This window comes from Vibrio sp. 10N.286.45.E10 (assembly GCF_002874195.2).
In the GTDB taxonomy this organism is placed as follows: Bacteria; Pseudomonadota; Gammaproteobacteria; order Enterobacterales; family Vibrionaceae; genus Vibrio; species Vibrio crassostreae.
On sequence record NZ_MCWD02000003.1, the window covers coordinates 33,505 to 58,951 of the forward strand.

The window sequence follows — 25,447 nt, forward strand, 5'->3', positions numbered from 1 at the left end:
CTTACTTGTGCGGAATAATCAACACCTGCCCCACCGCTAGGCTGTCAGATCGTAGCTTATTCGCTTGGCGAATACTGTTAACACTCACGCCGTACTTAGAAGCAATCTTGCCGAGATAATCACCTCTTGCGACTTTATGTTTACGCAGAGGGACATCTTTCACTTCAACCGTAATACGTAGCTTCTGACCCACTCTAACGGTTTCAGACTTCAAGCGGTTCTCACGTTTGATATCTGCCACCCGTACTTTGTAACGGCTGGCTATCTTGCCTAGGTACTCTCCAGACTTAACCGTGTGAGTGATGGTCTTAGTTTTCACTGCGCTGCTTGATGATGAGCCTGAAGCACTGCTTGGGATCTTAAGCACTTGGCCGATCGCTAGGCTGCTCGATTTCAGATTGTTGAGTTTCATCAAGGTCTGCGTCGAGGTGCCATATTTACTCGCAATCACCGATAAAGACTCACCACGAGACACTTTATGTTGGCTCACGCTACCGGTTGATGACGTTGCGTTAGACAAGATAATCCCTTCTGGCGGGTTAGCCTTCAAATACTTAACGACCGCTTTGGTCACTGCTCGTGCCAATTTATCTTGGTGCGAACGTTGGAAGAGCAGTTTCTCTTCGGTCGGATTCGAAATAAAGCCCGTCTCGACCAAGACCGATGGTATCTGTGGTGAACGTAATACCGCCAAACTGGTATTGATTGGTTTACTGTTATGAAGCTTAGCAACCTTACCCATCTCAGACAGAATGGTTGTTGCAAGCTTATAGCCCTCTTTCTGTGAGTGGCTGAACTGCAAATCAAGCAGAGTTTGGTTTACGTTCTTATCATCAATATTGCCAGTGAAAGCCGCACCGCTACCACCGAGTAATTCAGACTGTTTCTCTTTGTTCTCGATCCAGCGCGAGATCTCCGTATTGGCGCGTCGAGTATTCAACACAAACACCGAACCACCTCTTGGTTGAGGGGTCGTAAAAGCATCCGCGTGAATAGAGATAAACAGATGAGCTTCGTTTTCACGAGCAATCGCGACACGTCGGTTAAGGTTTACAAAGTAGTCGGCGTTACGGGTCATACGAGTTTTAATCCCAGGAACCGCATTCAACTGTGCAGCAAGCTTACGAGAAATACTCAGAGTCGCATTCTTTTCATACTTACGACTTGGACCAATAGAGCCTGGATCCTCACCACCGTGACCAGGGTCAATCACGATCAGAATGTCTTTCTGACGTTTAACCTGATTAATATTTTTGCTCACCGTTGGTTTACTCGGCTTCGACGTCGCTTTACTTGCCGCACCATGAGGTAAGTCGATCACCAAACGGTGCCCATACTGACCACCCGGAGTCGGGCTCAGTTTGAACAACTCTGCTTTAGACGACTTCTTTAATTCAAAAACCAAGCGATAGGTGTTTTTGTCTGGCGGTGAACTCTTACGAATCTTAGATAGAACAGGGCTATCTTTCACCACGACCGGTAACTTAGTCGCAAGATTAGTGTTCTTTAAATCGACCACTAAACGACTCGGGCTACTCAGGGTGAAATAGCTAAAGTCCGCTTCTGATTTTAAGTCGATCACCACACGAGTTTCTTCTGGAGAAGGCCAAACCCTTAAACTTTTCAGTGAGTTTGCAGAAACAAGTGAAGAAAACAGTATAGAAAAAACAGCAGCCATTATGGCCACTGCTGAAATAAGGCGTTTAGAAATCAACATAACTCCAACTGACTAAGTAAGCGCTGTCCGTATTCACTATTAGCGGTTAAAGAAACAATACGGTGATCGTCTTGGTAACGAATATCAATATCCAAATCGGCTTCTGGTAGCATCCCATAACCTTTCTCAGGCCATTCAACCAAACAGATAGCATCCGGAGTAAAGTAGTCACGAATTCCCATGAACTCTAACTCTTCAGGATCGGCTAGGCGATAAAGGTCAAAGTGGTACACCTGCCAATCGGCAAGTTGATAAGGTTCGACTAGAGTATACGTTGGGCTCTTTACATTTCCTTGATGGCCAAGTGCTTTTACAAAGCCACGACTGAAGGTCGTTTTACCTGCGCCAAGATCACCATGCAGATAAATCGTCGTCTGCTGTGAGCAAAGATTAGAAAGCTCCGTTCCTAATTGAATCGTTGCTTGTTCATCTTTCAAAGTAAATTGTTTCGTGCTCATGAATACGTTCTCTAAAAATCGATCGTTGACTATATAAAAATCAAAAGAACAAGAATAGTAAACCGTGATGCTTTTGGGAGACAAGCACTCAAGTGTAAGTTCTATGAAAAATACTGCTCAAAACGCGTCTGTTCTGGTCAACACCACTAAGATCCGTTAAGATCCGCCCCCATTTTTGCCGAACCTAATTTTAATTAGCCTTATCTCTAATTGTAAAACAGAGAAAATAAGAATTAAGCCATGAATCTAGACCATCTTGCTGAAAAAATTAAAATCTGGGGAAAAGAGCTAGGCTTTCAAAAAGTTGGCATCTGCGATATTGATTTAAGTGAACACGAAGCCCCCCTTCAAGCATGGCTAGATGCGGGTCACCACGGCGAAATGGATTGGATGGCTCGGCATGGGATGATGCGTGCACGCCCTGATGAACTTCACCCTGGTACAATTCGAGTGATCAGCGCTCGAATGAACTACCTACCACCGGAAGCTCAGTTTGCCTCTAACCTAAGCGATACTACTCAAGGCTACATCAGCCGCTATTCTTTAGGCCGCGACTATCACAAATTGTTCCGTAACCAGTTGAAAAAGCTGGGACAAAGAATTGAAAAAGAGGTCGAAGGTTTAGACTCACGACCTTTCGTTGATTCAGCGCCTATTTTGGAAAGACCGCTCGCTCAAAAAGCAGGGTTGGGTTGGACAGGTAAACACTCATTAATTCTTGATAAAGACGCTGGCTCTTGGTTCTTTCTCGGGGAGCTGTTAGTTAACATCCCTCTTCCAACGGATGAACCCAGTGTCGATGAGTGCGGCAAATGCACCGCATGTATCACTTCTTGCCCAACGGGTGCCATTATTGATGATGGCGTGGTGGATGCGCGCAAATGTATATCGTACTTAACCATTGAATATGATGGTGTGATCCCGGAAGAGTTTAGAGACGCCATTGGTAACCGTATCTACGGTTGTGATGATTGTCAGTTAGTTTGCCCATGGAACCGTCATGCCGAACTCACAGAACAAACCGACTTTCACCGAAGAGAAGACTTCCAAGAGGCTGACCTGGTTGCACTTTCAAGTTGGGACGAAGCGACCTTCCTAAAGAAAATGGAAGGCTCCGCAATAAGACGTATCGGCCACACCCAGTGGTTGCGCAATATCTTTGTTGCGATGGGCAATGCGCCATTTCAACAACGCATTGTTGAAACCCTGGAGTCCCATCAAGGCAAAAACGAAATGCTAGATGTCCATATTGAGTGGGCTTTGAATAAACAACTACAACAGTTACCTAACGCTAGCGGCGTGCAACAAGATAACTGTGTGCAAAAAAGTAACAGCAAAATCTCCACCAAAAAGCACAGACTGATACGTATTGTTGAGAAAGGACTACCAAGAGACGCTTAACGCTTTATATACCAATGTATGGCAGGCGAGCCCCCACTAACAGTCCAACATTTAAGACAACTCGTTGCACATAATTTTAGAACAATGTTTGACCTTGTTCTCAATTCTAGCAATGTGGAAAAAATTCAGAACTCTCGTAAACTTCCGACACCCGCGCAAAGTTAAACACAGTACCGATAAATGATTAAGATCAAAAAACAACAAGTTAACGATCTTTTATCAAATCCAAGATAATCATCCAACTTGATAAAAAACAATAAGTTACGATCGCCACAGTTCATCTAATATATTGAAAACAAGAAAGATCTTTTAGGGATAGGTAGAGAATTAAGCCTGAAATAACTTTATCAACCAAGTTATCCACACCTAACATTTTGTGGATAAGTCTGTTTATAGATGTGAAAAACCTCAAGTGTCTGCTTCAGAGACCTGATGTTTACTAGCATTCCAGTTGCTAAGAAAAATTTAAGACAAAAAAATATCCACCATGATGGAGGATTATTTGCTTTTTGGGGGGATTATGCTTCGCAGCATTAAAGAAAGAGCGTGACCTTTAAGGTCGCCTTTAAACTCTGTGATCTAAAGAAAAACACGGTGGTTTAAAGAGTCTTAGTAGCTTTTTAGAAGAAAGCTGGAGCGATACATCGGGTTCGAACCGATGACCTCAACCTTGGCAAGGTTGCGCTCTACCAACTGAGCTAGTATCGCATTAGTTATTCGCTGCTCATACTGCCTTGGGCAACAGATAGCGCTTAACTGTAATGTGGTTGCGGGAGCCGGATTTGAACCGACGACCTTCGGGTTATGAGCCCGACGAGCTACCAAACTGCTCCATCCCGCGTCCGGATGCATTGTTTAAGACAATGAGACTAAACCATTTTCATCTTCAGCATAAAGCGTGAGAGAGAATTTGGAGCGATACATCGGGTTCGAACCGATGACCTCAACCTTGGCAAGGTTGCGCTCTACCAACTGAGCTAGTATCGCATTAGTTAGTCGCTGCTCTTACTGCCTTGGGCAACAGATAGCGCTTAACTGTAATGTGGTTGCGGGAGCCGGATTTGAACCGACGACCTTCGGGTTATGAGCCCGACGAGCTACCAAACTGCTCCATCCCGCGTCCGGATGCATTGTTTAAGTCAATGAATCTTGCCTTTAAAAGGCTAATTTGGAGCGATACATCGGGTTCGAACCGATGACCTCAACCTTGGCAAGGTTGCGCTCTACCAACTGAGCTAGTATCGCATTAGTTAATCGCTGCTCTTACTACCTTAGGCAACAGATAGCGCTTAACTGTAATGTGGTTGCGGGAGCCGGATTTGAACCGACGACCTTCGGGTTATGAGCCCGACGAGCTACCAAACTGCTCCATCCCGCGTCCGGATGCATTGTTTAAGTCAATGAATCTTGCCTTTAAAAGGCTAATTTGGAGCGATACATCGGGTTCGAACCGATGACCTCAACCTTGGCAAGGTTGCGCTCTACCAACTGAGCTAGTATCGCATTAGTTATTCGCTGCTCTTACTGCCTTGGGCAAAAGATAGCGCCTAACTGTAATGTGGTTGCGGGAGCCGGATTTGAACCGACGACCTTCGGGTTATGAGCCCGACGAGCTACCAAACTGCTCCATCCCGCGTCCGGATGCATTGTTTAAGTCAATGAGTCTTGCCTTAAAAAGGCTAATTTGGAGCGATACATCGGGTTCGAACCGATGACCTCAACCTTGGCAAGGTTGCGCTCTACCAACTGAGCTAGTATCGCATTAGTTATTCGCTGCTCTTACTGCCTTGGGCAACAGATAGCGCTTAACTGTAATGTGGTTGCGGGAGCCGGATTTGAACCGACGACCTTCGGGTTATGAGCCCGACGAGCTACCAAACTGCTCCATCCCGCGTCCGGATGCATTATTTAAGTTAATGACTCTGTTCTCTAAAAAGAGAGAATTTGGAGCGATACATCGGGTTCGAACCGATGACCTCAACCTTGGCAAGGTTGCGCTCTACCAACTGAGCTAGTATCGCATTAGTTATTCGCTGCTTTTACTGCCTTGGGCAATAGATAGCGCTTAACTGTAATGTGGTTGCGGGAGCCGGATTTGAACCGACGACCTTCGGGTTATGAGCCCGACGAGCTACCAAACTGCTCCATCCCGCGTCCGGATGTTTTTCTTTTCGCATCATTATCGTTTAAGACAATGAATTTTGCCTTTAAAAGGCTAATTTGGAGCGATACATCGGGTTCGAACCGATGACCTCAACCTTGGCAAGGTTGCGCTCTACCAACTGAGCTAGTATCGCATTAGTTAATCGCTGCTCTTACTGCATTGGGCAGCTCTTACCGCCTTGGGCAACAGATAGCGCTTAACTGTAATGTGGTTGCGGGAGCCGGATTTGAACCGACGACCTTCGGGTTATGAGCCCGACGAGCTACCAAACTGCTCCATCCCGCGTCCGGATGCATTGTTTAAGTCAATGAATCTTGCCTTTAAAAGGCTAATTTGGAGCGATACATCGGGTTCGAACCGATGACCTCAACCTTGGCAAGGTTGCGCTCTACCAACTGAGCTAGTATCGCATTATAAAAGGTCTTTCACCTTTCGATTACCGCTTTCGCCGTAACCTACAAATTGGAGCGATACATCGGGTTCGAACCGATGACCTCAACCTTGGCAAGGTTGCGCTCTACCAACTGAGCTAGTATCGCAATCTGAAAACGTCTTTCGCCGTTCAGGGCTGCGAATTATAAGAGCATTTTTTTGTGATGCAAGTCCTTAATGCAAAATTACGAAACTTTTTACTCAACTGCTGTAAAAGCACACAGATTTGCAAAAAAAACAGCTCTTATGTCCCTGAAAAGTTAGATAAACGTGATCATTTTATTCGACTAGATGTTAATAATCGTTTTTCGGTAGTACTGCAGCTCGGCGATCGACTCTCGAATATCGTCTAACGCAAGGTGACTTCCCGACTTAGAAAAACCATCTAACACTTCAGGTTTCCAACGACGAGTCAGCTCTTTCAGAGTGCTAACGTCAACATAACGGTAGTGGAAGTACTCTTCCAACTCAGGCATGTGCTTGTATAGGAAACGGCGGTCTTGACCAATGCTGTTACCACAAATCGGTGACTTACCTTTTGGTACCCATTTTTCAAGAAACTCAATCGTTTGTTGGATGGCATCTTGCTCTGAAACGGTGCTTTCTTGAATTCGCTTCACGAGACCGCTACCAGTGTGAGTCGTTGTGCACCACTCGTCCATCTTGTCCAATTCACTCTGAGGTTGGTGAATAGCCAAAACAGGTCCTTCAGCCAGGATGTTAAGCTCACTATCAGTAACGATAGTAGCAATTTCAATGATTTTATGAGTTTCAGGATCAAGTCCTGTCATCTCTAGATCAACCCAAATAAGGTTCTGATCGCTAAAGGACATAAGGCGTCGCCTATTTGTTTATGTGTAAAAGAGGTACTATACCCAAATAACTATACTCAAACTAGCTTTAGGACCATCGAAATCATGTGGTACCAGCAACATCCAGTTTGAGTCCCCAATCATCAAGTTAGATGTGTTAAGTGAAAAATTGTGGCTAAAAAAAAGAAGTTAACCAAAGGTCAAGTACGTCGAGTACGTAGCAACCAGAACAAGCGACTCAAGAAAGAAGATTCTATCCAGTGGGATGAGAACATGCTTGGTGGAACCAAAAGCGGACTCGTAATTACGCGCTTTGGCCAACATGCCGATATCGAAGATCTTGAAACTAACGAAGTTCATCGTTGTAACTTACGCCGTAGTATCGAGACTTTAGTTTCTGGTGACCGAGTGACTTGGCGCGCAGGCTTAGAATCCATGGCCGGCATTTCTGGCGTTGTGGAAGCGGTTGAACCGAGAACTTCAATGCTGACTCGCCCCGATTACTACGATGGCCTAAAGCCGGTTGCTGCGAACGTTGACCAAATGGTTATCGTATCGGCTGTGCTACCAGAGCTATCACTTAATATTATCGACCGCTATTTGATCGCTTCAGAAACAGTGAACATCGCGCCGCTTGTTGTGCTGAATAAGGTCGACCTGCTGACTGATGAGCAGATTGCTGAATACCGTGAAACACTTAAAGAGTACGAGAAGATCGGCTACAAAGTGATGTTCGTGAGTAAAGAGTCTGGCTACGGCATCAAAGAGCTAGAAGCTGAACTTAAAGACCGTATCAACATCTTTGTTGGTCAATCAGGTGTGGGTAAATCAAGCCTAGTGAATGCATTGATGCCAACGCTCGACATTGAAGAAGGCGAAGTCTCTGAGAACTCAGGTCTTGGCCAGCATACCACCACGGCAGCTCGTTTATACCACTTCCCTTCTGGTGGTGATCTGATTGATTCACCAGGAGTTCGTGAATTCGGCCTATGGCACCTAGAAGCCGATGAAATCACGGAAGCCTTCATCGAGTTCAAGCCTTACCTTGGCGGTTGTAAATTCCGCGACTGTAAACACAACGATGACCCAGGCTGCATCCTGCGCGAAGCGGTAGAAAACGGCAAGATCAGTCGATTACGTTTCGACAACTACCACCGCATCATTGAAAGCATGGCGAGTAACAAAGATAACCGTCAGTATTCACGCAACAAAAAAGCCGATCTCTAATCGCGTTTTTGTGAACAAATGTGTGCATTTACTGACAATTGGCGCGAATTTAAGTAACATCTCGCGCCCTAAACCGTCATCGACAGATTTAATTGAAACACAATTAGCATTGGAAAATTAATACAATGGATAAGATTAAAGTTGGATTGCAGTACTGGATTCCACAACATGGACTAACTCGTCTAGTCGGCAAACTGGCGTCTGCTAAAGCGGGCGGCTTAACGACAGCGATCATCAATTGGTTCATCAAACAATACAAAGTGAACATGAATGAAGCGCTACATAGCGATCCAAAACACTTTAAAACATTCAATGAATTCTTCGTACGTGAATTGAAAGAGGGCATGCGCCCTATCGCTGAAGGTGACTCTGTTATCGTTCACCCAGCTGACGCTCGCGTAAGCCAATTTGGCCCAATCACTGACGGTCAGCTGATTCAAGCGAAAGGCCACGACTTCTCTGCACGTGAACTGCTAGGTGGTGATGCTAGTCTTGCTGAAGAGTTTAAAGATGGTGAATTCGCAACGCTTTACCTATCTCCAAGTGATTACCACCGCGTACACATGCCATGTGACGGTACACTGCGTCAGATGATCTACGTTCCAGGTGACCTTTTCTCTGTAAACCCGCTAACGGCAGAGAACGTTCCAAACCTATTCGCACGTAACGAGCGCGTAGTGTGTATCTTTGATACGGACTTTGGCCCAATGGCACAAGTATTAGTTGGTGCGACTATCGTAGGTAGCATCGAGCAAGTATGGGCTGGCACGATTACTCCACCTCGTGGCAACTCGGTTTACAAGTGGGATTACCCAGCACAAGGTGATAAAGCGATCATCTTGAAGAAAGGCGAAGAAATGGGTCGCTTTAAACTGGGCTCAACCGTGATCAACTTATTTGCGAAAGATGCAATCAAGTTCGACGACACGATGCAAAATGGCGAGAAAACGGTTCTTGGTACGCCTTACGCGCACATCGCTGGTAAAGACGTTGAGACCGAAGCTGTTGATTCAGTAGAGAACACAGGCCAAGCGTAATAATTTGAGTAACTCATTTAGCTTTCAAGGCGCGTTATTTGAATGAATAACGCGCCTTTTTATTACCCAGCACTCTAACCTTCCAATACCCCTAACCCTGACCTAAAAGAGCAATACATAAATCAGCGCTATAAAAGATTGACCAAAAACAAAACAGTTGCCGAAACCTTAAACAACTTTTTGATTTTCCAACCCGCCTCCAAGTACCAAAAATCCCGATAACTTACTCTATTTGAAGACGCTTTATTCATAGGGTCTTTGTACATATCTAAACTCAATATTGACGTTCTGGTCAAGCTGTTGATTTGTTTTGCGATTCCCTTAGGTGTGCTATTCATGCCGATAGATTCAATACCTATCGATGACCTGACGCTGATTCAACACCGCCTGCTAGCGATATTCCTACTTGCTGCCCTGCTTTGGGTACTTGAACCCGTTCCGGTTTTCGCCACCTCGATACTGATCATTGCACTTGAGCTGGTGATGATTTCCGACAAAGGTGTGCACTTTCGGTCTACGCTTTGATGGTTCTGCTCCACGCAAAATTATCGAACTCTCTGATCCAGAATTGGAAGGAGAAGAGGCCGATAAATACAAGGTGATGGATGACAAAGAAACGACTCGTCTGCCCTGCGCCCTCGCAGTTATGTGGTACTTGTCTATCGACATCCAGTAATGCGTCCTAAAAGAGCATTACTTATTGCCTCGTTTTGGAAAGTGATGAATGAGAATATGAGGATTAAACAGCCGTTGTATATCTTTATTTCAGCTTTAGAGTTAGCTGAGAAGTGATAGTTAAAAAGAACCAGATATAACTCTGGCTCTTCAAAACTAGATTTGAAAGTCTACAGCCTAAAAGATCAACTTTCTGGATTCGAGACGCAGGACACGTAGTTCGTGGCGCCTTGAAGGTTGCCGGATACGACTCCATCAATAAGGCTCACGGCAAAATAAGCGAAACTACCGTCAGGTGTCGTCGACCAATATCTACTGGTGGTCGGCCAACCGCGCTCAGTAAACATATTGTCGTATACATCAAATAACTCCATTTCTAACTCGTCTCGACTTGGTAAACGCCAGTTAGTTCGTCCACCAATACTATTTGTGTTGTAGATATTACACGGTGTCTCTACGTTAGCCCATGTGAATTGGTAAAAATCACCAGCTGGGCCGTCCATATCGATCTCAGTAAACGTACCATCGGTAGTAGCACTATTGTCAATGCTGTCTAGATAGGCTACTGAGGGTGAATTGGTAAATAACTTGCCACTACCTGTATCAAAGGTATCAATATAAGGTCCTGCTAAATTATACACTGTCACATTTACCGTGGTGCTGGTGATGCCATCCTTGCTGGCTGTTAGCTCAGTATCCCCTAAAACGTTACCAGTGATTATACCTGAAGCGGATACGCTCGCTATAGTCGGGTCTCCAACAACCTCCCACGTTACGGAATCACTGACGTCACTTTCGGTGTTGTTGTCATATTTAGCCGTCGCGACTAACTGCTGCGTTCGCCCTTCGAGTACTAAAGCGGGTGAAGGCGTCACCGCAATTTCAATAACTGTTGGCTCAGATTTAGAGCTGAATGCTCCTTCAGAGTTGCATGCATTTAATAGTGGTAGTACTGCTATTGAAAGCATCGCTTTAAAACATTTATTCATAATCGTAAAACCTACTCTTGAAACTGAAAGCTGGGAATGGTGATTTCTACTCGGCGATTTTTAGCCCGACCCTCTGCGGTATCGTTGTTTGCAATAGGTTGAGATTCGCCTTCACCTTTCCATTCAAGTTGTGTCGGTTTGACTCCTAATTCAATCAGTTGACTCACTACCGCTTGAGCACGAACTTCAGAAAGTTTTTGATTATAGGATGCGGGACCTGTTGAATCAGTGTACCCAACAACAATGGCTTTAGCTTGTGGGTTAGAGTTTAATACTGAAGAGACCTCAGTTAATTGCTCAGTAGACTCTTGGTTCAGTCTTGCTGAATCAAATCCGGTTGTTACATTTATAGTGATGGGTAAAAAAGCTTGGGGTTGAGAGGAAGCGATTATAGTGATGGTTTCTTCAACGGCACTCATCGGCGCAGTTTCTACTAGCATTGGTTGATTTGCATCGCCAAACGTGTAGGTTAGGCTGACCAATAATGCATGACTATCATATCGACCCAAGTTTGAATCACCAATACCGTCAATGTATTGATAGCCTGTTGATAGCCGGGCCTTAGGGTTAAAGTGATAGTTAACCCCCACCTCACCAAGAGGAGATACGCCTGTAGCATCATTATTATTTAAAGAGCGTTGTGTTTTTTCCATATTCCAAAAAGCAGCACCCAGTCTACCATACACACTTAGGTTATCTTGTAGATACCAATCGTAACGAAGAGCACTATCAATCAGCCAAGTCTTAACAGTAATCGATGTGGCATCCGCCTTTAGTTTATCATGGTGTTGATAGCCTAAATCCCAACTCCAAGATGGAGTAAACTGCAATCCACTATAGAAGCCTAAAATGGCGCCGTGTGGATTTGAGTGATGATAATTGTTGTCTAGAGCCCATTGGTACCCTCCCTTAACACCGACAAAAATTTGAGGGGATACCGTTTCGGCTAATAAAGAAGCACTAAACAAACTAGTAAGCAATATTATTCTTCTCATATTTCTCTCATATTTTCAGATATATAAATGATGTGGATAATATAGTGAATCTAAAATATAGGTAACATATCCAAATAAAACAAGAGCGTCTTTGATGCATTTTTAAATATACATTTATGAAAGCATACTCGACCGACGTCATTGCCCCAAAAAGCTCCAAGGGGATTCAGTCACAGGATTAAAAGATAATGATTTTTTTTATTTTCTATCAGAGCATTACAATTAAGAAAGTCGTTCACATGAATCGCCATCGTTTCGATGTGTGATCTGCACCAGAAGTTTTGGACACTGAGTTAAGTGAGTACAATCACTAACGAGGTGAACAATGACAACTAAGAAAACACGAATCAAACATGCTCCTGAATTTAAATCCGAAGCACTTAAGTTGGCAGAGAAAGTCGGTGTCGCTGCTGCGGCACGACAGCTATCGTTGTATGAATCTCAAATTTATGGATGGCGTAAAGCCGTCAAAAAAGATGCGAAAATCAGCGATAGAGAAAGGGAACTCGCCACTGAAAATGCCAAACTCAAACGGTTATTGGCTGAGCAAGCTGAAGAGCTAGATATCGTAAAAAAGGCCGCCACCTACTTCGCGAAAAATCTAAAGTAGATTGCTATGAGTTTATGCTCGAACACCTTATGCAATATAGGATTGTCCGTATGGCTAAGGTGTTTGGGGTTTCTCGAAGTGGGTTTTATTATTGGATTGATAATCGCCATAAAGTCACTCAACGCAACGAGCACCGAAAGCAGCTTGACAGCAAAGTTCGAGAAGTCTTTGATGATAAAAAGGAACGCGACGGTGCAAGGCGTATTCAAAAAGAACTTGAGGCAAATGGTAATAAGCACGATGTAAAAACCATTGCCACGAGCATGAAGCGCCAGAGCTTAGTCGCGAAGGCAGCCCGTAAGTTTAAATGTACGACAGACAGCAAGCATAGGCTTCCTGTTGCCCCGAACTTGCTAGAGCAAGATTTTAATGCGACAGCACCAAACCAAAAATGGGCTGGAGATATTACCTATCTAGCGACAAGCGAAGGTTGGATGTATTTGGCGGTTGTTATCGACTTGTACTCACGGCAAGTAGTTGGTTGGTCAATGAGCACCAGAATGACCGCGACTCTGGTCTGTGATGCGCTATCAATGGCATTGTTCCGTAGAGGCATGCCCGAAGGGGTAATTATCCATAGTGATAGAGGTAGCCAATATTGTTCAAAAGATTACAGAGACTTAATCTCAGCCCATAATCTAAAACAAAGTATGAGTAGGAAGGGAAATTGCTGGGATAACGCCTGTGTTGAAAGCTTTTTCCACTCAATGAAAGTAGAAGCCGTTCAATACGAGCCGATAATGACGCGAGAAGAGATGCGCCAAGCACTTTTTGAATATATCGAAGTTGATTATAATCGAACAAGAAGGCACAGTGCCCTTGGGTATCTAAGTCCAGTTAACTTTGAAAAACAATATGTCGCTTAATGCGGTGTCCAGTCTAACTGGAGCAGATCAGTGGGGCTCGTACAGCATTGAGCCCTGAGCTTTTATGCCTTGTATTAATCGGTGTATGAAATAGTAAAATATTAATCTAAAAATCGTGTTTTTTAACACCAACTTTCGCCTGTAAACATATTATTAATAAGTATTTTCATTAAAATGCTAATTTTATTGCGCACTTAAATAGCCTATAAAATGACACTAAGATTAACGCTAATAACTGAAGGGTCACCGCCTTGATAGAGAGCGTTGAGTTAACCTGAACTCGGGATAAAAAAGAAGGGAACGAAAAACTGACTCTGCGATCAGATCTTTCGACAAAGAGAGACGTATCACAAAGAATCAGCTATGCGTAAATCAGTGGACTAAAAGCGTGTGAATTTTGCAGGCAAAACAACATCACCACTTCTAATTTCTACGTATATCGCCAATCTGAAAAACAGCTCCAGATTGGCCCCCAACAAGCGCACTTGGTTGAGAAGAAACCAGAAACTTCTGTCGACCAAGATACTGGTATTACCATCCCATCACACAAACACCGTAATAAAACTCAGTGCTCAGGAGATGAAGTCAACGATATTGGTCTACGCTTTGATGGATCTACCCCACGCAAAATTATCGAACTCTCCGCTCCAGAATTGGAAGGAGAAGAGGCCGATAAATACAAGGTGATGGATGACAAAGAAACGACTCGTCTTGCCCTGCGCCCTCGCAGTTATGTGGTACTTGTCTATCGACGTCCTGTAGTACGTCCTAAAAAAGAGCTCACCTATGTGGTCTCTATCATTCCACTGGCGGTCTTCACTTTGACAGGCATCATGGGTAAAGAAGGTCTGAAACTGATCAACTGGGATGTATTGTAGCTAGTCGCCGATGGTATTGTCGGCTTGCTATTGGTCTACCTCGCCCTGTTTATCATCACCTAGTAAGCGTTAACGTTCCCCTTTAATCCTAACTAAAGCGCTGAATGTAGATTTAGCGCTTTTTTCGATCTATACCACTCCACCCCAAGCAATTAACTAACATTTCAATCAACAGGTAACTGTGATTTTACTTCACTGTTTTACAAAAAGCAGAGTAAATATATTAAGAATTTATGATTTCAAACACAGTCATTCAGCCTAAGACAGCGGCACTATACGCCTATCAGAGACACATCAATTCACCATCAAGTACGTCACTGTAGTTAGGTTTTTGTCTAATAAAAGAGGAATGGACCTTGAGACATACTATTAAGTTTAAAATTCAGATCGCCATTGCGATCATTATCGCCGTCGTGAGTGGCACCCAAGCTTGGATATCGGTTACCCAGCTAACTCAAGAGACTGAAGTCGCGATCAACCAAGAAATGAAGAATGTCAGTGTAGGGACGACCAACTACATTGCCGACTGGCTCTCGACTCGCAGTGACATGATGCTGGCCAATGAGCCAACCATTTCAAGCAACAGTAACTCAGACCGCGAATTATTGATCACCAAACAAGCCGGGCAGTTCTTGTCTGTTTATGCGGGTTTTAGCGATGGCACGATCGCTTATGGTGATAAAACGGAAAGTTGGCCAGCAGACTACGACCCTCGCACGCGTCCATGGTACAAAGATGCGAATACCGCATCAGACCTGATCATTACTGAACCGTATCAAGATTTCGATGGCAGTATCGTCATCAGCTTTGCGAAAGCCTTCAGCGGCCAAAAGCAGGGCGTACTGGCTGCGGACTTAACCGTGACGAGCATTATCGATACGGTTCTCAACGTAAAACTGGATAACGATGGCTTCGCCTTCTTGGTGGATGGTAACAACAACATCGTTGCGTACAGCGATGAAGCATTAAGTCAAAAACCACTCACAAGCTTAAATCCAGAGCTGACCGCAAACCGAGTGTCACAACTGATTCAGAACCAAACGATCACCACATTGGCTTGGCCGAGTCAGGGAGATAAGTTGGTTTACATTGCTAACGTGCCGAATACCGATTGGTCTCTGGGCATTGTTATCGATAAAGAGCTGGCGTTCTCTGCGGTCACTGATGCGATTCAATTCATCGCCCTAACCTCACTTATTCTGTACATCGTGATTTCAATCGCTAGCACCATGGTCATCAATCGACTGCTTTACCCATTACAAACCTTGTCAGAAGCGCTGACCCAGCTTGCTCAAGGTCGAGGTGACCTTACTCAACGAATCGATATCACCCGCATGGATGAGATAGGTAAGCTTGCTGAGCTGGTGAACCAATTCTTAAGTCAAATGCAGAGCATGCTGAAAGGTGTCGTTGAGCATAGCCACGATTTAAACAACCACGCCGAAAAAGCCAACCAGTTGGCAACGCAATCCTCGATTCGTGTGGAGAATCAACAAAACGATATCAACCAGATTGCGACTGCAATTCATGAGATGTCGGCTACCGCAGCCGAAGTGGCGAGCCATGCAGAATTAACCGCATCCGCTTCTCAAGCCTCTGCAACCGCGTGTAATGACGGCCAAGAAGTGATTCAACAGAACCGCGATGCCATCACTAGCCTTGCGACCCAAGTAGAAGACGCGGCCAATGTTATCCGAGAGCTGGAAAACAACGCGCAAAGCATCAACCAAATTCTATCCACCATTCAAGGCATTGCTGAACAAACCAATCTATTGGCATTGAATGCTGCCATTGAAGCGGCACGTGCGGGCGAGCAAGGTCGTGGGTTTGCCGTTGTCGCCGATGAAGTTCGAGTGCTAAGCCAAAGAACGCATGGCTCGACGGAAGAAATCCGCGTGATGATCGATACCCTACAGAAGAATACTGAACATGCGGTGGATAGCATGACCACCAGCACTCAACTGGCAGAAAACAGTGTTGGCTTTGCAGAACAAGCACACGACAGCCTGTCTAAAATCACCCAAGCCATCAGTGAAATCAACGATATGGCACTACAGATAGCGAGCGCAGCCGAAGAGCAACGAGCAGTAAGCGAAGACATCAGCCGCAATACACAAGGGATCAAAGATGCCTCTGACGATCTAGCTCAACAAGCGGAAAGCAGCCGCAATAGCTCAAATGAGATGAGTAGTGCAGCAGAGTCGATGCGTCGAGATGTCGAGCGCTTCAAGGTATAAAACCTCGCGACTCAAACAAGCGAAACGGATAGCTGGAGCAAACCTATCACTGAGGAGCAAAGCGGTGCATTTATCAAGAATCGCTTTGTTCTCAGTTCGGTTTGATGCATATTGATGAGCTAATTTATCCCAGACACAAGGACTGTTAATCGATGGGGTTCGAATGGTTGGCTCTCGCCGCTGCTTTTCTTTGGGCTATCGCAAGCCTAATGTCCGTAAAGCCTGCTCAACACTTAGGCTCTTTTGCCTATAGCCGCTGGCGTATGGGCTGCACTGCGGTCATCTTATCGAGTATGGCTTGGTTTACCGGAGGTTGGTCAACGGTCGAAGCCAATCTAGTCACACCGATGATGCTATCAGGGCTGATTGGCATCTTCATTGGTGATACCGCCCTATTTGCCTGTTTGAACCGAATGGGCCCACGCCAAGCTGGCTTACTGTTCTCTTGTCACGCCGTATTCTCTGCGATTCTCGGTTACTTCCTGTTTAGCGAAAGCATGACCTCTGGCGAGCTAATTGGCTCGGCCTTGGTTTTCAGTGGCGTATTAACCGCAATCTTCTTTGGTCGTCGAGGCCAAGCAAACAACCAGCTTGAAACCATCAAGGGCACCGTGTGGATTGGTGTTGCTCTGGGCATCACGGCCGCAATCTGCCAAGCATTGGGCGGTATTATTGCCAAACCCGTGATGCAAACCAACATTGATCCCGTAGCTGCCTCTGCGATTCGAATGATCACCGCCTTTGTTGCTCACTCCGCATTTCGCTTAACGGGCGCTAAGCTTTCACGCGCACTGAATCCGATGAATGGTCATATATTCGCGATTACCGCAGTGAACGGTTTTCTTGCTATGGCGGTGGGAATGACGCTGATCTTATATGCACTGCAAGAAGGAAATGTCGGCATGGTTGCTCTACTCTCTTCAACCACACCTATCATGTTGCTGCCCATTCTATGGCTGTACACCAAGCAGAGACCAAACGCCTATGCTTGGGTCGGAGCCATTGTTGCCGTAGTGGGTACTGGCATTCTAGTAAGATAGTGGCACTGGTTGTCAGCTAATCGATCTGCTCGCTAACTTCTGCTAACTCACCAATGTTAAGCCCGTGGGAAGGGGAAAGCCGTGACTTCATCGATATGATCATGCCCCATAGCAAGCATGATCAACCGGTCGATACCCAAAGCAACACCCGCACAGTCTGGCAGGCCTGCTTTTAACGCTTCAATCAAATGATGGTCAATCGGTTGAGGCGATAAGCCCATCTCGATACGCTTAGCATTGTCATCTTCAAAGCGCTGCAACTGCTCTTGCGGGTTATCTAACTCATGGAAGCCATTTGCCAACTCGATGCCTTTGAAGTACACCTCAAAACGGTCAGCCACTCGCGAGTCGTTTGGATTAATCTTAGCCAGTGCCGCTTGAGACGCAGGGAAATCATAAACGAATGCTGGCACTGTTTGACCAATTTTAGGCTCTACACCAATGCTAAACAGTAGCTGCAGCAAAGTATCTCTGTCTTGTTCAGGGTCAGCAATATCGCTCAGACCTAACGCACCAGCACAAACCTTTAGCGCTTCCATTGAACCTTCTAATGGACATACACCCAGCACGTCAAGAAACGCATTTTGGTAAGTCATTCGTTCAGCCGCCCGAGAATTCAGCACCAGCTGCAACAAGTCATCCATCTCATCCATCAGCTGATGGTGGTCGAAACCTACGCGATACCACTCCAACATCATAAACTCAGGGTTATGGTAACGGCCGTTCTCTTCGTTGCGGAATGCCTTAGCTATCTGATAAATACAGCCGCTTCCTGCCGCCAAAAGACGTTTCATATGGAACTCAGGGCTGGTCATGAAAAACAGCTTTTGCCCCCCCGCATACCCTGGCCCTACAAACTCAGTTTTGAAAGTATGTAAGTGCACATCTGTCACAGTAGCATGGCTCATGGCTGGGGTATCCACCTCCAACACATCACGCTCAAAAAAGAAATCGCGGATCTGACGAATCAGTAAAGCACGTTGTTTTAACTGCTTGATCGGCGCAGCTGGTTGCCAGTTAGCTTGGTTCATGATTTTAGAATGACTCACTGAAATAACTGGATCGAAAGATACCGTTTGTTTAGCCAAAAATCATCTTTTCTTAAATTCGACCCACCACACTGATATTGATGATGAACGTCAATAGCAATTAACAACATCAATGCACTCAATATCGATACATTTGTCGACACGTTTCTTTACTTCTTGCAACGAACAAACTCTTGCCGTGATTAGAATCACATAACCTAGAATTTCTATGCCTCCACATGCATTACCGAAGCAAAAACCTAATTAAATCAATATTTGAAATCACACCCTCTCATACACTGAACCTACCACTTAAGGCTTAGAGATGATAATCGGTTGATGCCGTTTACTGCGCTCTAAATAGGCTTTTTATAATAACAAGCGGAATACTCCGCATCACACTGGAGAATAACTGTGAAGACAATTACCACAGATATCGCAGTCATCGGCGCAGGCGGCGCTGGTCTTCGTACAGCTATTGCAGCAGCTGAAGCTAATCCTGATTTGGAAGTAGCACTGATTTCTAAAGTTTACCCAATGCGTTCGCACACGGTAGCAGCAGAAGGCGGTTCAGCAGCGGTAATTAAAGACGAAGATAGCCTAGATAACCACTTCAACGATACTGTTGGCGGTGGCGACTGGCTATGTGAACAGGATGTTGTTGAATACTTTGTTGAAAACGCGACTCGCGAAATGATCCAAATGGAACAATGGGGCTGCCCATGGAGTCGTAAAGAAAACGGTGAAGTAAACGTACGCCGATTCGGCGGTATGAAGGTAGAAAGAACGTGGTTCGCAGCCGATAAAACTGGCTTCCACATGCTTCATACTCTGTTCCAGACTTCGATGAAGTACGACCAAATCAAACGATTTGACGAGTACTTTGTGGTGGATTTGATCGTTGAAGAAGGCGAAGTACAAGGCCTTATCGCGATTCATATGTCTGAAGGTGAGCTTGTTACCATCAAAGCAAAATCGGTTGTTCTAGCAACCGGTGGCGCAGGTCGTGTTTACCACTGTAATACCAACGGCGGCATCGTGACCGGCGACGGTATGGCTATGGCTTATCGCCACGGTGTGCCACTACGTGACATGGAGTTCGTTCAATACCACCCAACAGGCCTACCGGGTACTGGCATCTTGATGACCGAAGGTTGTCGTGGTGAAGGCGGTATCATCGTCAACAAGAACGGCTACCGTTACCTACAAGATTACGGCATGGGCCCTGAAACTCCAGTGGGCGAGCCGAAAAACAAATACATGGAACTGGGTCCTCGTGACAAAGTTTCCCAAGCATTCTGGCACGAACAGCAGAAAGACAACACCATCAAGCACCCTCTTGGTGATGTAGTTCACCTTGACCTTCGCCACCTTGGTGAAGAGTATCTGCAAGAGCGTCTACCGTTCATCTGTGAGCTGGCAAAAGCGTACGTAAACGTAGACCCAGCAAAAGAGCCAATCCCAATTCGTCCGACCGTTCACTACACCATGGGTGGCATTGAAACTAACGGTACTTGTGAAACTCGCATCAAAGGCCTATTTGCTGTTGGTGAGTGTGCTTCTGTTGGCCTACACGGTGCAAACCGCCTAGGTTCTAACTCTCTGGCTGAGTTCGTAGTATTTGGCCGCGTAGCCGGTGAACAAGCTGTGAAACGTGCAGCTGAATTCAAAGGTTGGAATGAAGAGTCTATCGCTAAGCAAGTGAAAGCGGTTGAAGATCGCATCGCCGGTCTACTAAACCAAGAAGGCGATGAGAACTGGGCTGATATCCGTACTGAAATGGGTCACACCATGGAAGCGGGTTGTGGTATCTACCGTCAAGAAGACTTGATGCAAAAGACCATCGACAAAATCACTGAACTGAAAGCGCGCTACAAGAAGATCAGCATTAAAGACAAAGGCAAAGTGTTCAACACAGACCTACTTTACGCTATCGAAGTGGGTTACGGCCTTGAAGTTGCAGAAGCGATGGTTCACTCAGCGATCCTTCGTAAAGAGTCTCGCGGTGCACACCAACGTCTAGACGACAACTGCACAGAACGTGATGACGTGAACTTCCTGAAACACTCTCTATCTTTCTACAACGAAGATGCAGCACCAACCATCGACTACAGCGGCGTTAAGATCACCAAATCTCAACCTAAAGCTCGTCTGTACGGTGAAGCTGCTGAGAAAGCCGCTGCCGCTGAAAAAGCAGCAGAAGAGAATGCGAAGAAGAGCGAAGAGGAGCAAGCATAATGTCAGCGAATCGAATCCAAAAAATTGAAATCCTGCGTTATGACCCTGAGCACGATGCAGAACCTCACTTTCAAACCTTTGAAGTTCCGTTTGATGAAACCATGTCAGTACTTGATGCGATCGGTTACATCAAAGATAACCTAGATAAAGACCTGTCTTACCGTTGGTCTTGTCGTATGGCGATTTGTGGTTCTTGCGGCATCATGGTTGATGGCGTGCCAAAACTGGCATGTAAAAGCTTCTTACGTGACTACCCGAATGGCTTCAAGATTGAGCCTTTGGCTAACTTCCCAATCGAAAAAGATTTGATTGTCGACATGACGCCGTTCATCGAACGCCTTGAAGCAATCAAGCCTTACATCATTGGTAACGACCGTAAGCCAGAAGACGGCACTAACATCCAAACTCCAGAGCAAATGGCGAAGTACAAACAGTTCGCTGGCTGCATCAACTGTGGTTTGTGTTACGCAGCGTGTCCTCAGTTCGGTCTAAACCCTGAGTTCATCGGCCCTGCGGCTCTTGCTCTTGCTCACCGCTACAACCTAGATAGCCGTGACAATGGTAAAGCTGAACGCATGAAGCTTATCAATGGCGACAACGGCGCTTGGGGTTGTACGTTTGTAGGTTACTGTTCTGACGTATGTCCGAAGAAAGTAGACCCAGCAGCGGCAGTGAACCAAGGTAAAGTTGAGTCTTCAATGGACTTCGTTATCTCGATGTTCAAGCCAGACGGATCGCAAGTAAAAACAGCAGAGGAGGCATAATATGAGCAATCGTAAGCCTTATGTTCGTGAGATGAAGAGAACGTGGTGGAGCAACCACCCGTTCTACCGCTTCTACATGCTACGTGAAGCGACTGTACTGCCTTTGATTCTATTCACTCTGTTCCTAACCTTCGGTTTGGGTGCACTAGTGAAAGGCCCTGAAGCTTGGGCTGGTTGGTTGAGCTTCATGGCGAATCCTATTGTTGTCGGTATTAATATCGTGGCACTGCTTGGCAGCTTGCTGCACGCTCAGACCTTCTTCAGCATGATGCCTCAAGTAATGCCAATCCGTCTTAAAGGCAAATTGGTTGATAAAAGAATCATCGTACTGACCCAGTGGGCAGCGGTGGCTTTTATTTCTTTAATCGTTCTTGTTGTGGTGTAAGGAGCTTTCGTTATGAACACAAATTACAAAGTAAAACCTGTTAACCACAATCCGAAACGCTCTGATGAACCAATCTGGTGGGGCCTATTCGGCGCTGGCGGTACTTGGTTCGCGATGATCACACCAATCACGATTTTAGTGTTAGGTATCTTAGTGCCAATGGGCATCATCGATGCGGACGCAATGAGCTACGAGCGTGTGTCTGAGTTTGCCACCAGCATTATCGGTGCGCTATTCATCATCGGTACGCTGGCACTGCCAATGTGGCACGCAATGCACCGTCTTCACCACGGCATGCACGACCTTAAGTTCCACGTCGGTGTTGCGGGTAAAGTGGGTTGCTACTTCGTTGCAGGCCTAATCAGCGCATTGTCTGTTATTTTCATCTTTATGATCTAAAAGCAGATTCGAGATTCGGGTAAACGAGTATCGAAGAGCTTAAAAGCAGATGCGGGATTCGAGTAATCGAGATGCGAAGAGCTTAAAAGCAGATTCGAGATTCGGGTAAACGAGTATCGAAGAGCTTAAAGCAGATACGGGATTCGAGTAAACGAGTATCGAAGAGCTTAAAGCAGATACGGGATTCGAGTAAACGAGTATCGAAGAGCTTAAAGCAGATACGGGATTCGAGTAAACGAGTATCGAAGAGCTTAAAGCAGATGCGGGATTCGAGTAATCGAGTATCGAAGAGCTTAAGAGCAGATGCGGGATTCGAGTAATCGAGATGCGAAAAGCTTAAAGCAGATGCGGGATTCGAGTAATCGAGATGCGAAAAGCTTAAAGCAGATGCGGGATTCGAGTAATCGAGATGCGAAAAGCTTAAGAGCAGAAAAGCGAAAGCAGAGCTAGGTTATCCAGCTCTGCTTTTTTTTTGTTTTTCGTATCTCGCATCTCGTTTACGCGCATCTGCCCTTTCCGCTCTTCGTATCCCGCATCCCGCATCTCGCTTACTCTCATCTGCCCTTCAAGCTCTTCGTATCTCACATCTCGTTTACTCGAACCTGCCCTTCCCGCTCTTCGTATCCCGCATCCCGCTTACTCGAATCTGCCCTTCCCGCTCTTCGTATCTCGCATCTCGTTTACTCGCATCTGCCCTTCTCCGATCTTCAGATACAAAAAAGGTCGCTCATGAGCGACCTTTTTCATTGTACTGAACCATCCAAAACAAGATGGGCACAATCAAATTACTTCACACGACCAACGTATTCGCCAGTACGAGTATCAACTTTAACAACTTCACCGATTGCGATGAATAGAGGTACGCGAACAACCGCGCCAGTTGCTAGAGTTGCAGGCTTACCGCCAGTACCTTGTGTGTCGCCTTTAAGGCCAGGATCGGTTTCTGTTACTGCGATCTCAACAAAGTTTGGTGGAGTTACTGTGATAGGGTTATCATTCCACAACGTTAGAGTACAAACGTCATTTTCAACTAACCATTTTGCAGAGTCAGCAACTGCTTTTACGTCTGCTGCGATTTGCTCAAATGTTTCGTTGTTCATGAAGTGGTAGAATTCGCCATCGTTGTATAGGTAACCTAGTTCAACGTCAACAACATCTGCAAGCTCAAAGCTTTCGCCTGATTTGAATGTTTTCTCTAACACTTTGCCTGACAGCAGTTTACGAAGTTTTACACGGTTAAACGCTTGGCCTTTACCTGGCTTAACGTATTCATTGTCGATAATTGAGCAAGGCTCGTTATCTAACATGAATTTTAAACCGCCTTTGAATTCATTGGTGCTTACTGACGCCATGATTTTCTCTTCCACATCTTTGAGTTAATTTCAATGCCGCATATCATAACCCGAAAAGTCGAATCTGTTGAGCAAAACTGGCTCAAACAACTATCGAATGCGATCTCTGACCCGACAAAACTGCTTGAGGCATTGGAAATAGACCCAACACCGTGGCAAGCAGGCTTCGCTGCTCGTGAGCTATTTGCACTTCGGGTACCTCTTAGCTTTGTCGAACGAATGGAAAAAGGCAACCCACACGATCCTTTGCTAAGACAGGTTTTACCGCTAAGTGAAGAGTTTGAGGTGCACCAAGGCTATTCCGCCGATCCACTGGAAGAGCAAGAGAACGCAATCCCGGGCTTACTGCACAAATATAAAAATCGTGCACTGATGATAGTGAAAGGTGGCTGTGCGATTAACTGCCGCTACTGCTTCCGTCGTCACTTCCCTTATCAAGATAACAAGGGCTCAAAGTCTGTTTGGCAAACCAGCCTCGACTATGTGACGGCTCACCCAGAGATCAACGAGGTTATCTTGTCGGGTGGCGATCCACTGATGGCCAAAGACAGCGAACTAGAGTGGCTTATCAATGCTATCGAACAGATCCCACATGTAAAAACCGTTCGAATTCATAGCCGATTACCGGTTGTGATTCCCGCTCGAGTAACGGATGAACTGTGCCAATTGCTAGCGCAAACTCATCTCAATGTGGTCATGGTCAGCCATATTAACCATGCCAATGAAATCAACTTGGAGCTCAAGCAAGCCTTCCATAAGCTTAAGCTAACTGGTGCGACTCTGCTCAACCAAGGCGTGATGCTTAAAGGTGTGAACAACAGCACTAACTCATTGAAAGAATTAAGCGAAAAACTATTCGATGCCGGTGTTTTACCTTACTATATGCATGTGCTTGATAAGGTTCAGGGCGCTGCTCATTTCTATATTTCAGATGAAGAAGCCAAGCACCACTTCAAGGGTTTGATCTCTGAGGTTTCTGGCTACCTAGTACCTAAGTTAACCCGAGAGATTGGCGGACGCAGCAGCAAGACACCACTCGACCTACACATTGAATAACTCTATCTCGAGCAATGGTCGCTTCTTGAGTATCAAGAAGCGACAAAAGAAAAACTCCCCTAGCTTCACCTTAACAACATCGGCTGCTAGACTTTAAGTCATCTTTATCAATCGTTAAGACAAAAAGTTTTTGTTCGATCGTCCGGTCTATTATTAGCATACTCGGCTCTATTCTAAATTTTTAGGAGGGGTGATATGACACAATTTATAGAACAAACTCTCAACCTTGCCCCCTTTAGCTGGGCAGGTCTTGCAGTATGCATGCTGTGTGGTTCGTTAATCGGCATAGAGCGACAAACACGCGGTAAACCGGTAGGGATCAGGACATCGATTCTGATCATCAGCGGCACCTACTTCTTCCTCACCATGGCGATTAGCCTTTCCCCTAATACGCTCGATCAAGCTCGTGTGCTTGGGCAGATAATTACTGGGGTGGGTTTCCTTGGCGCAGGGGTAATGATGACACTGGATGGCAAGATTCATGGAGTCACGTCAGCCGCGATTATCTGGGTGCTCGCTGCATTAGGTATGATGATCGCACTTGGCCACCTTTCTCAATCAGTCATTATCACGCTAATGGCGCTAGTGATTCTGCTTGGTGTCGACAAGGTGGAAAATAGCTTCCAGAGCCTGCGTCGTGGTGTTCACCAAAAGTGGATGAGAAAAGGTCGCGCGAAAAAGTAACCT

20 protein-coding genes, 16 tRNA genes and 1 pseudogene are annotated in these 25,447 nt (G+C 45.6%); 14 read left to right on the top strand and 23 right to left on the bottom strand.

Going from position 1 to position 25,447, the window contains the following annotated elements; translation table 11 throughout:
* Nucleotide 1: 1 nt before the first annotated feature.
* Both BCU34_RS21330 and tsaE read right to left on the bottom strand, forming a co-directional pair.
* Nucleotides 2-1,717: an N-acetylmuramoyl-L-alanine amidase gene (locus BCU34_RS21330; RefSeq protein ID WP_102478976.1), complete on the bottom strand. Its 1,716-nt coding sequence runs from the start codon at nt 1,715-1,717 to the stop codon at nt 2-4.
* Nucleotides 1,711-2,175: a tRNA (adenosine(37)-N6)-threonylcarbamoyltransferase complex ATPase subunit type 1 TsaE gene (gene tsaE / locus BCU34_RS21335; RefSeq protein WP_004735870.1), complete on the bottom strand. Its 465-nt coding sequence runs from the start codon at nt 2,173-2,175 to the stop codon at nt 1,711-1,713. Before tsaE ends, BCU34_RS21330 begins: the two co-directional genes overlap by 7 nt.
* A gap of 240 nt (nt 2,176-2,415) precedes the next feature.
* Between tsaE and queG the strand changes: the two genes are divergently transcribed.
* On the top strand, nt 2,416-3,576 hold the full coding sequence (gene queG / locus BCU34_RS21340) for a tRNA epoxyqueuosine(34) reductase QueG (protein WP_048661594.1): 1,161 nt from the start codon (nt 2,416-2,418) through the stop codon (nt 3,574-3,576).
* A 632-nt stretch (nt 3,577-4,208) separates the two neighbouring features.
* Here the strand turns inward: queG and BCU34_RS21345 are convergent.
* From BCU34_RS21345 to orn, 17 genes are all read right to left on the bottom strand, one after another.
* Nucleotides 4,209-4,284: transfer RNA gene (locus BCU34_RS21345), tRNA-Gly, on the bottom strand.
* Nucleotides 4,285-4,340: 56 nt separating this feature from the next.
* Nucleotides 4,341-4,417, bottom strand: a tRNA-Met gene (locus BCU34_RS21350).
* Nucleotides 4,418-4,487: 70 nt separating this feature from the next.
* A tRNA-Gly gene (locus BCU34_RS21355) sits at nt 4,488-4,563 on the bottom strand.
* A gap of 56 nt (nt 4,564-4,619) precedes the next feature.
* Nucleotides 4,620-4,696: transfer RNA gene (locus tag BCU34_RS21360), tRNA-Met, on the bottom strand.
* A gap of 49 nt (nt 4,697-4,745) precedes the next feature.
* Nucleotides 4,746-4,821, bottom strand: a tRNA-Gly gene (locus BCU34_RS21365).
* A 56-nt stretch (nt 4,822-4,877) separates the two neighbouring features.
* A tRNA-Met gene (locus BCU34_RS21370) sits at nt 4,878-4,954 on the bottom strand.
* A gap of 49 nt (nt 4,955-5,003) precedes the next feature.
* Nucleotides 5,004-5,079, bottom strand: a tRNA-Gly gene (locus BCU34_RS21375).
* A gap of 56 nt (nt 5,080-5,135) precedes the next feature.
* A tRNA-Met gene (locus BCU34_RS21380) sits at nt 5,136-5,212 on the bottom strand.
* A gap of 49 nt (nt 5,213-5,261) precedes the next feature.
* A tRNA-Gly gene (locus BCU34_RS21385) sits at nt 5,262-5,337 on the bottom strand.
* 56 nt (nt 5,338-5,393) lie between these two features.
* Nucleotides 5,394-5,470: transfer RNA gene (locus BCU34_RS21390), tRNA-Met, on the bottom strand.
* Nucleotides 5,471-5,521: 51 nt separating this feature from the next.
* Nucleotides 5,522-5,597 (bottom strand) — tRNA-Gly (locus BCU34_RS21395).
* 56 nt (nt 5,598-5,653) lie between these two features.
* Nucleotides 5,654-5,730 (bottom strand) — tRNA-Met (locus tag BCU34_RS21400).
* A gap of 67 nt (nt 5,731-5,797) precedes the next feature.
* Nucleotides 5,798-5,873, bottom strand: a tRNA-Gly gene (locus BCU34_RS21405).
* Between the two features lie 75 nt (nt 5,874-5,948).
* A tRNA-Met gene (locus BCU34_RS21410) sits at nt 5,949-6,025 on the bottom strand.
* A gap of 49 nt (nt 6,026-6,074) precedes the next feature.
* Nucleotides 6,075-6,150: transfer RNA gene (locus BCU34_RS21415), tRNA-Gly, on the bottom strand.
* A gap of 53 nt (nt 6,151-6,203) precedes the next feature.
* A tRNA-Gly gene (locus tag BCU34_RS21420) sits at nt 6,204-6,279 on the bottom strand.
* A gap of 180 nt (nt 6,280-6,459) precedes the next feature.
* Nucleotides 6,460-7,005 carry an oligoribonuclease gene (orn, locus tag BCU34_RS21425; RefSeq protein ID WP_010434065.1) on the bottom strand — a complete coding sequence of 182 codons (546 nt, stop codon included), beginning with the start codon at nt 7,003-7,005 and terminating at the stop codon, nt 6,460-6,462.
* A 150-nt stretch (nt 7,006-7,155) separates the two neighbouring features.
* Between orn and rsgA the strand changes: the two genes are divergently transcribed.
* The 3 genes and pseudogenes from rsgA to BCU34_RS21440 form a co-directional block, all read left to right on the top strand.
* Nucleotides 7,156-8,211 (top strand): small ribosomal subunit biogenesis GTPase RsgA, encoded by a 1,056-nt coding sequence (gene rsgA, locus BCU34_RS21430; RefSeq protein WP_048663217.1) that lies wholly within the window; start codon nt 7,156-7,158, stop codon nt 8,209-8,211.
* A 125-nt stretch (nt 8,212-8,336) separates the two neighbouring features.
* On the top strand, nt 8,337-9,248 hold the full coding sequence (gene asd, locus BCU34_RS21435) for an archaetidylserine decarboxylase (protein WP_102479389.1): 912 nt from the start codon (nt 8,337-8,339) through the stop codon (nt 9,246-9,248).
* 264 nt (nt 9,249-9,512) lie between these two features.
* A pseudogene (locus BCU34_RS21440) lies at nt 9,513-9,755 on the top strand (dihydroorotate dehydrogenase); the annotation flags it as partial.
* 353 nt (nt 9,756-10,108) lie between these two features.
* Here BCU34_RS21440 and BCU34_RS21445 read toward each other — a convergent pair.
* Nucleotides 10,109-10,912 carry a DUF1566 domain-containing protein gene (locus BCU34_RS21445; RefSeq protein WP_102479387.1) on the bottom strand — a complete coding sequence of 268 codons (804 nt, stop codon included), beginning with the start codon at nt 10,910-10,912 and terminating at the stop codon, nt 10,109-10,111.
* 11 nt (nt 10,913-10,923) lie between these two features.
* Nucleotides 10,924-11,907, bottom strand: a complete 984-nt coding sequence (locus tag BCU34_RS21450; RefSeq protein ID WP_102479386.1) for an OmpA family protein — start codon at nt 11,905-11,907, stop codon at nt 10,924-10,926.
* 325 nt (nt 11,908-12,232) lie between these two features.
* Here BCU34_RS21450 and BCU34_RS21455 point away from each other — a divergent pair.
* The 4 genes from BCU34_RS21455 to BCU34_RS21470 all read left to right on the top strand — a co-directional run bounded on the left by BCU34_RS21455 (nt 12,233) and on the right by BCU34_RS21470 (nt 17,538).
* Nucleotides 12,233-13,383, top strand: a protein-coding gene (locus BCU34_RS21455) for an IS3 family transposase (RefSeq protein WP_102480628.1) whose coding sequence is annotated in 2 segments (ribosomal slippage) — nt 12,233-12,476 and nt 12,476-13,383 — 1,152 coding nt in all. Because the reading frame shifts where the segments join, the coding sequence is not laid out codon by codon here.
* A gap of 485 nt (nt 13,384-13,868) precedes the next feature.
* A complete protein-coding gene (locus BCU34_RS21460) occupies nt 13,869-14,261 on the top strand; it encodes a hypothetical protein (protein ID WP_102530497.1) in 393 nt (130 codons plus the stop codon).
* Between the two features lie 356 nt (nt 14,262-14,617).
* The gene (locus BCU34_RS21465; RefSeq protein ID WP_102478592.1) at nt 14,618-16,498 is read left to right on the top strand and encodes a methyl-accepting chemotaxis protein; all 1,881 of its coding nucleotides are present in this window, start codon (nt 14,618-14,620) and stop codon (nt 16,496-16,498) included.
* 152 nt (nt 16,499-16,650) lie between these two features.
* Nucleotides 16,651-17,538, top strand: a complete 888-nt coding sequence (locus BCU34_RS21470; protein ID WP_102478591.1) for a DMT family transporter — start codon at nt 16,651-16,653, stop codon at nt 17,536-17,538.
* Nucleotides 17,539-17,594: 56 nt separating this feature from the next.
* On the opposite strand, the gene epmA is transcribed toward BCU34_RS21470, so the two are convergent.
* Nucleotides 17,595-18,569 (bottom strand): elongation factor P--(R)-beta-lysine ligase, encoded by a 975-nt coding sequence (gene epmA / locus BCU34_RS21475; RefSeq protein WP_102478593.1) that lies wholly within the window; start codon nt 18,567-18,569, stop codon nt 17,595-17,597.
* Nucleotides 18,570-18,980: 411 nt separating this feature from the next.
* Here epmA and frdA point away from each other — a divergent pair, with 411 nt between their 5' ends.
* Genes frdA through frdD form a run of 4 tightly spaced genes read left to right on the top strand, consistent with a single transcriptional unit; the run spans nt 18,981 to nt 22,352 of the window.
* On the top strand, nt 18,981-20,804 hold the full coding sequence (gene frdA, locus BCU34_RS21480) for a fumarate reductase (quinol) flavoprotein subunit (RefSeq protein WP_102478590.1): 1,824 nt from the start codon (nt 18,981-18,983) through the stop codon (nt 20,802-20,804).
* Entirely contained in the window at nt 20,804-21,568 is a 765-nt protein-coding gene (locus BCU34_RS21485; RefSeq protein WP_009847917.1) for a succinate dehydrogenase/fumarate reductase iron-sulfur subunit, read from the top strand. Before frdA ends, BCU34_RS21485 begins: the two co-directional genes overlap by 1 nt.
* 1 nt (nt 21,569) lies before the next feature.
* Nucleotides 21,570-21,953, top strand: coding sequence for a fumarate reductase subunit FrdC (gene frdC / locus BCU34_RS21490; protein WP_048607793.1), 384 nt, complete (start codon nt 21,570-21,572; stop codon nt 21,951-21,953).
* A 12-nt stretch (nt 21,954-21,965) separates the two neighbouring features.
* Nucleotides 21,966-22,352: a fumarate reductase subunit FrdD gene (gene frdD, locus BCU34_RS21495; protein ID WP_059021694.1), complete on the top strand. Its 387-nt coding sequence runs from the start codon at nt 21,966-21,968 to the stop codon at nt 22,350-22,352.
* 785 nt (nt 22,353-23,137) lie between these two features.
* On the opposite strand, the gene efp is transcribed toward frdD, so the two are convergent.
* The gene (gene efp / locus BCU34_RS21500) at nt 23,138-23,704 is read right to left on the bottom strand and encodes an elongation factor P (RefSeq protein WP_048661402.1); all 567 of its coding nucleotides are present in this window, start codon (nt 23,702-23,704) and stop codon (nt 23,138-23,140) included.
* Between the two features lie 33 nt (nt 23,705-23,737).
* Between efp and epmB the strand changes: the two genes are divergently transcribed.
* Complete coding sequence (gene epmB, locus BCU34_RS21505) at nt 23,738-24,760, top strand: EF-P beta-lysylation protein EpmB (RefSeq protein WP_102479621.1); 1,023 nt, start codon at nt 23,738-23,740, stop codon at nt 24,758-24,760.
* 195 nt (nt 24,761-24,955) lie between these two features.
* The gene (locus BCU34_RS21510) at nt 24,956-25,444 is read left to right on the top strand and encodes an MgtC/SapB family protein (protein WP_055320086.1); all 489 of its coding nucleotides are present in this window, start codon (nt 24,956-24,958) and stop codon (nt 25,442-25,444) included.
* Nucleotides 25,445-25,447 lie beyond the last annotated feature (3 nt).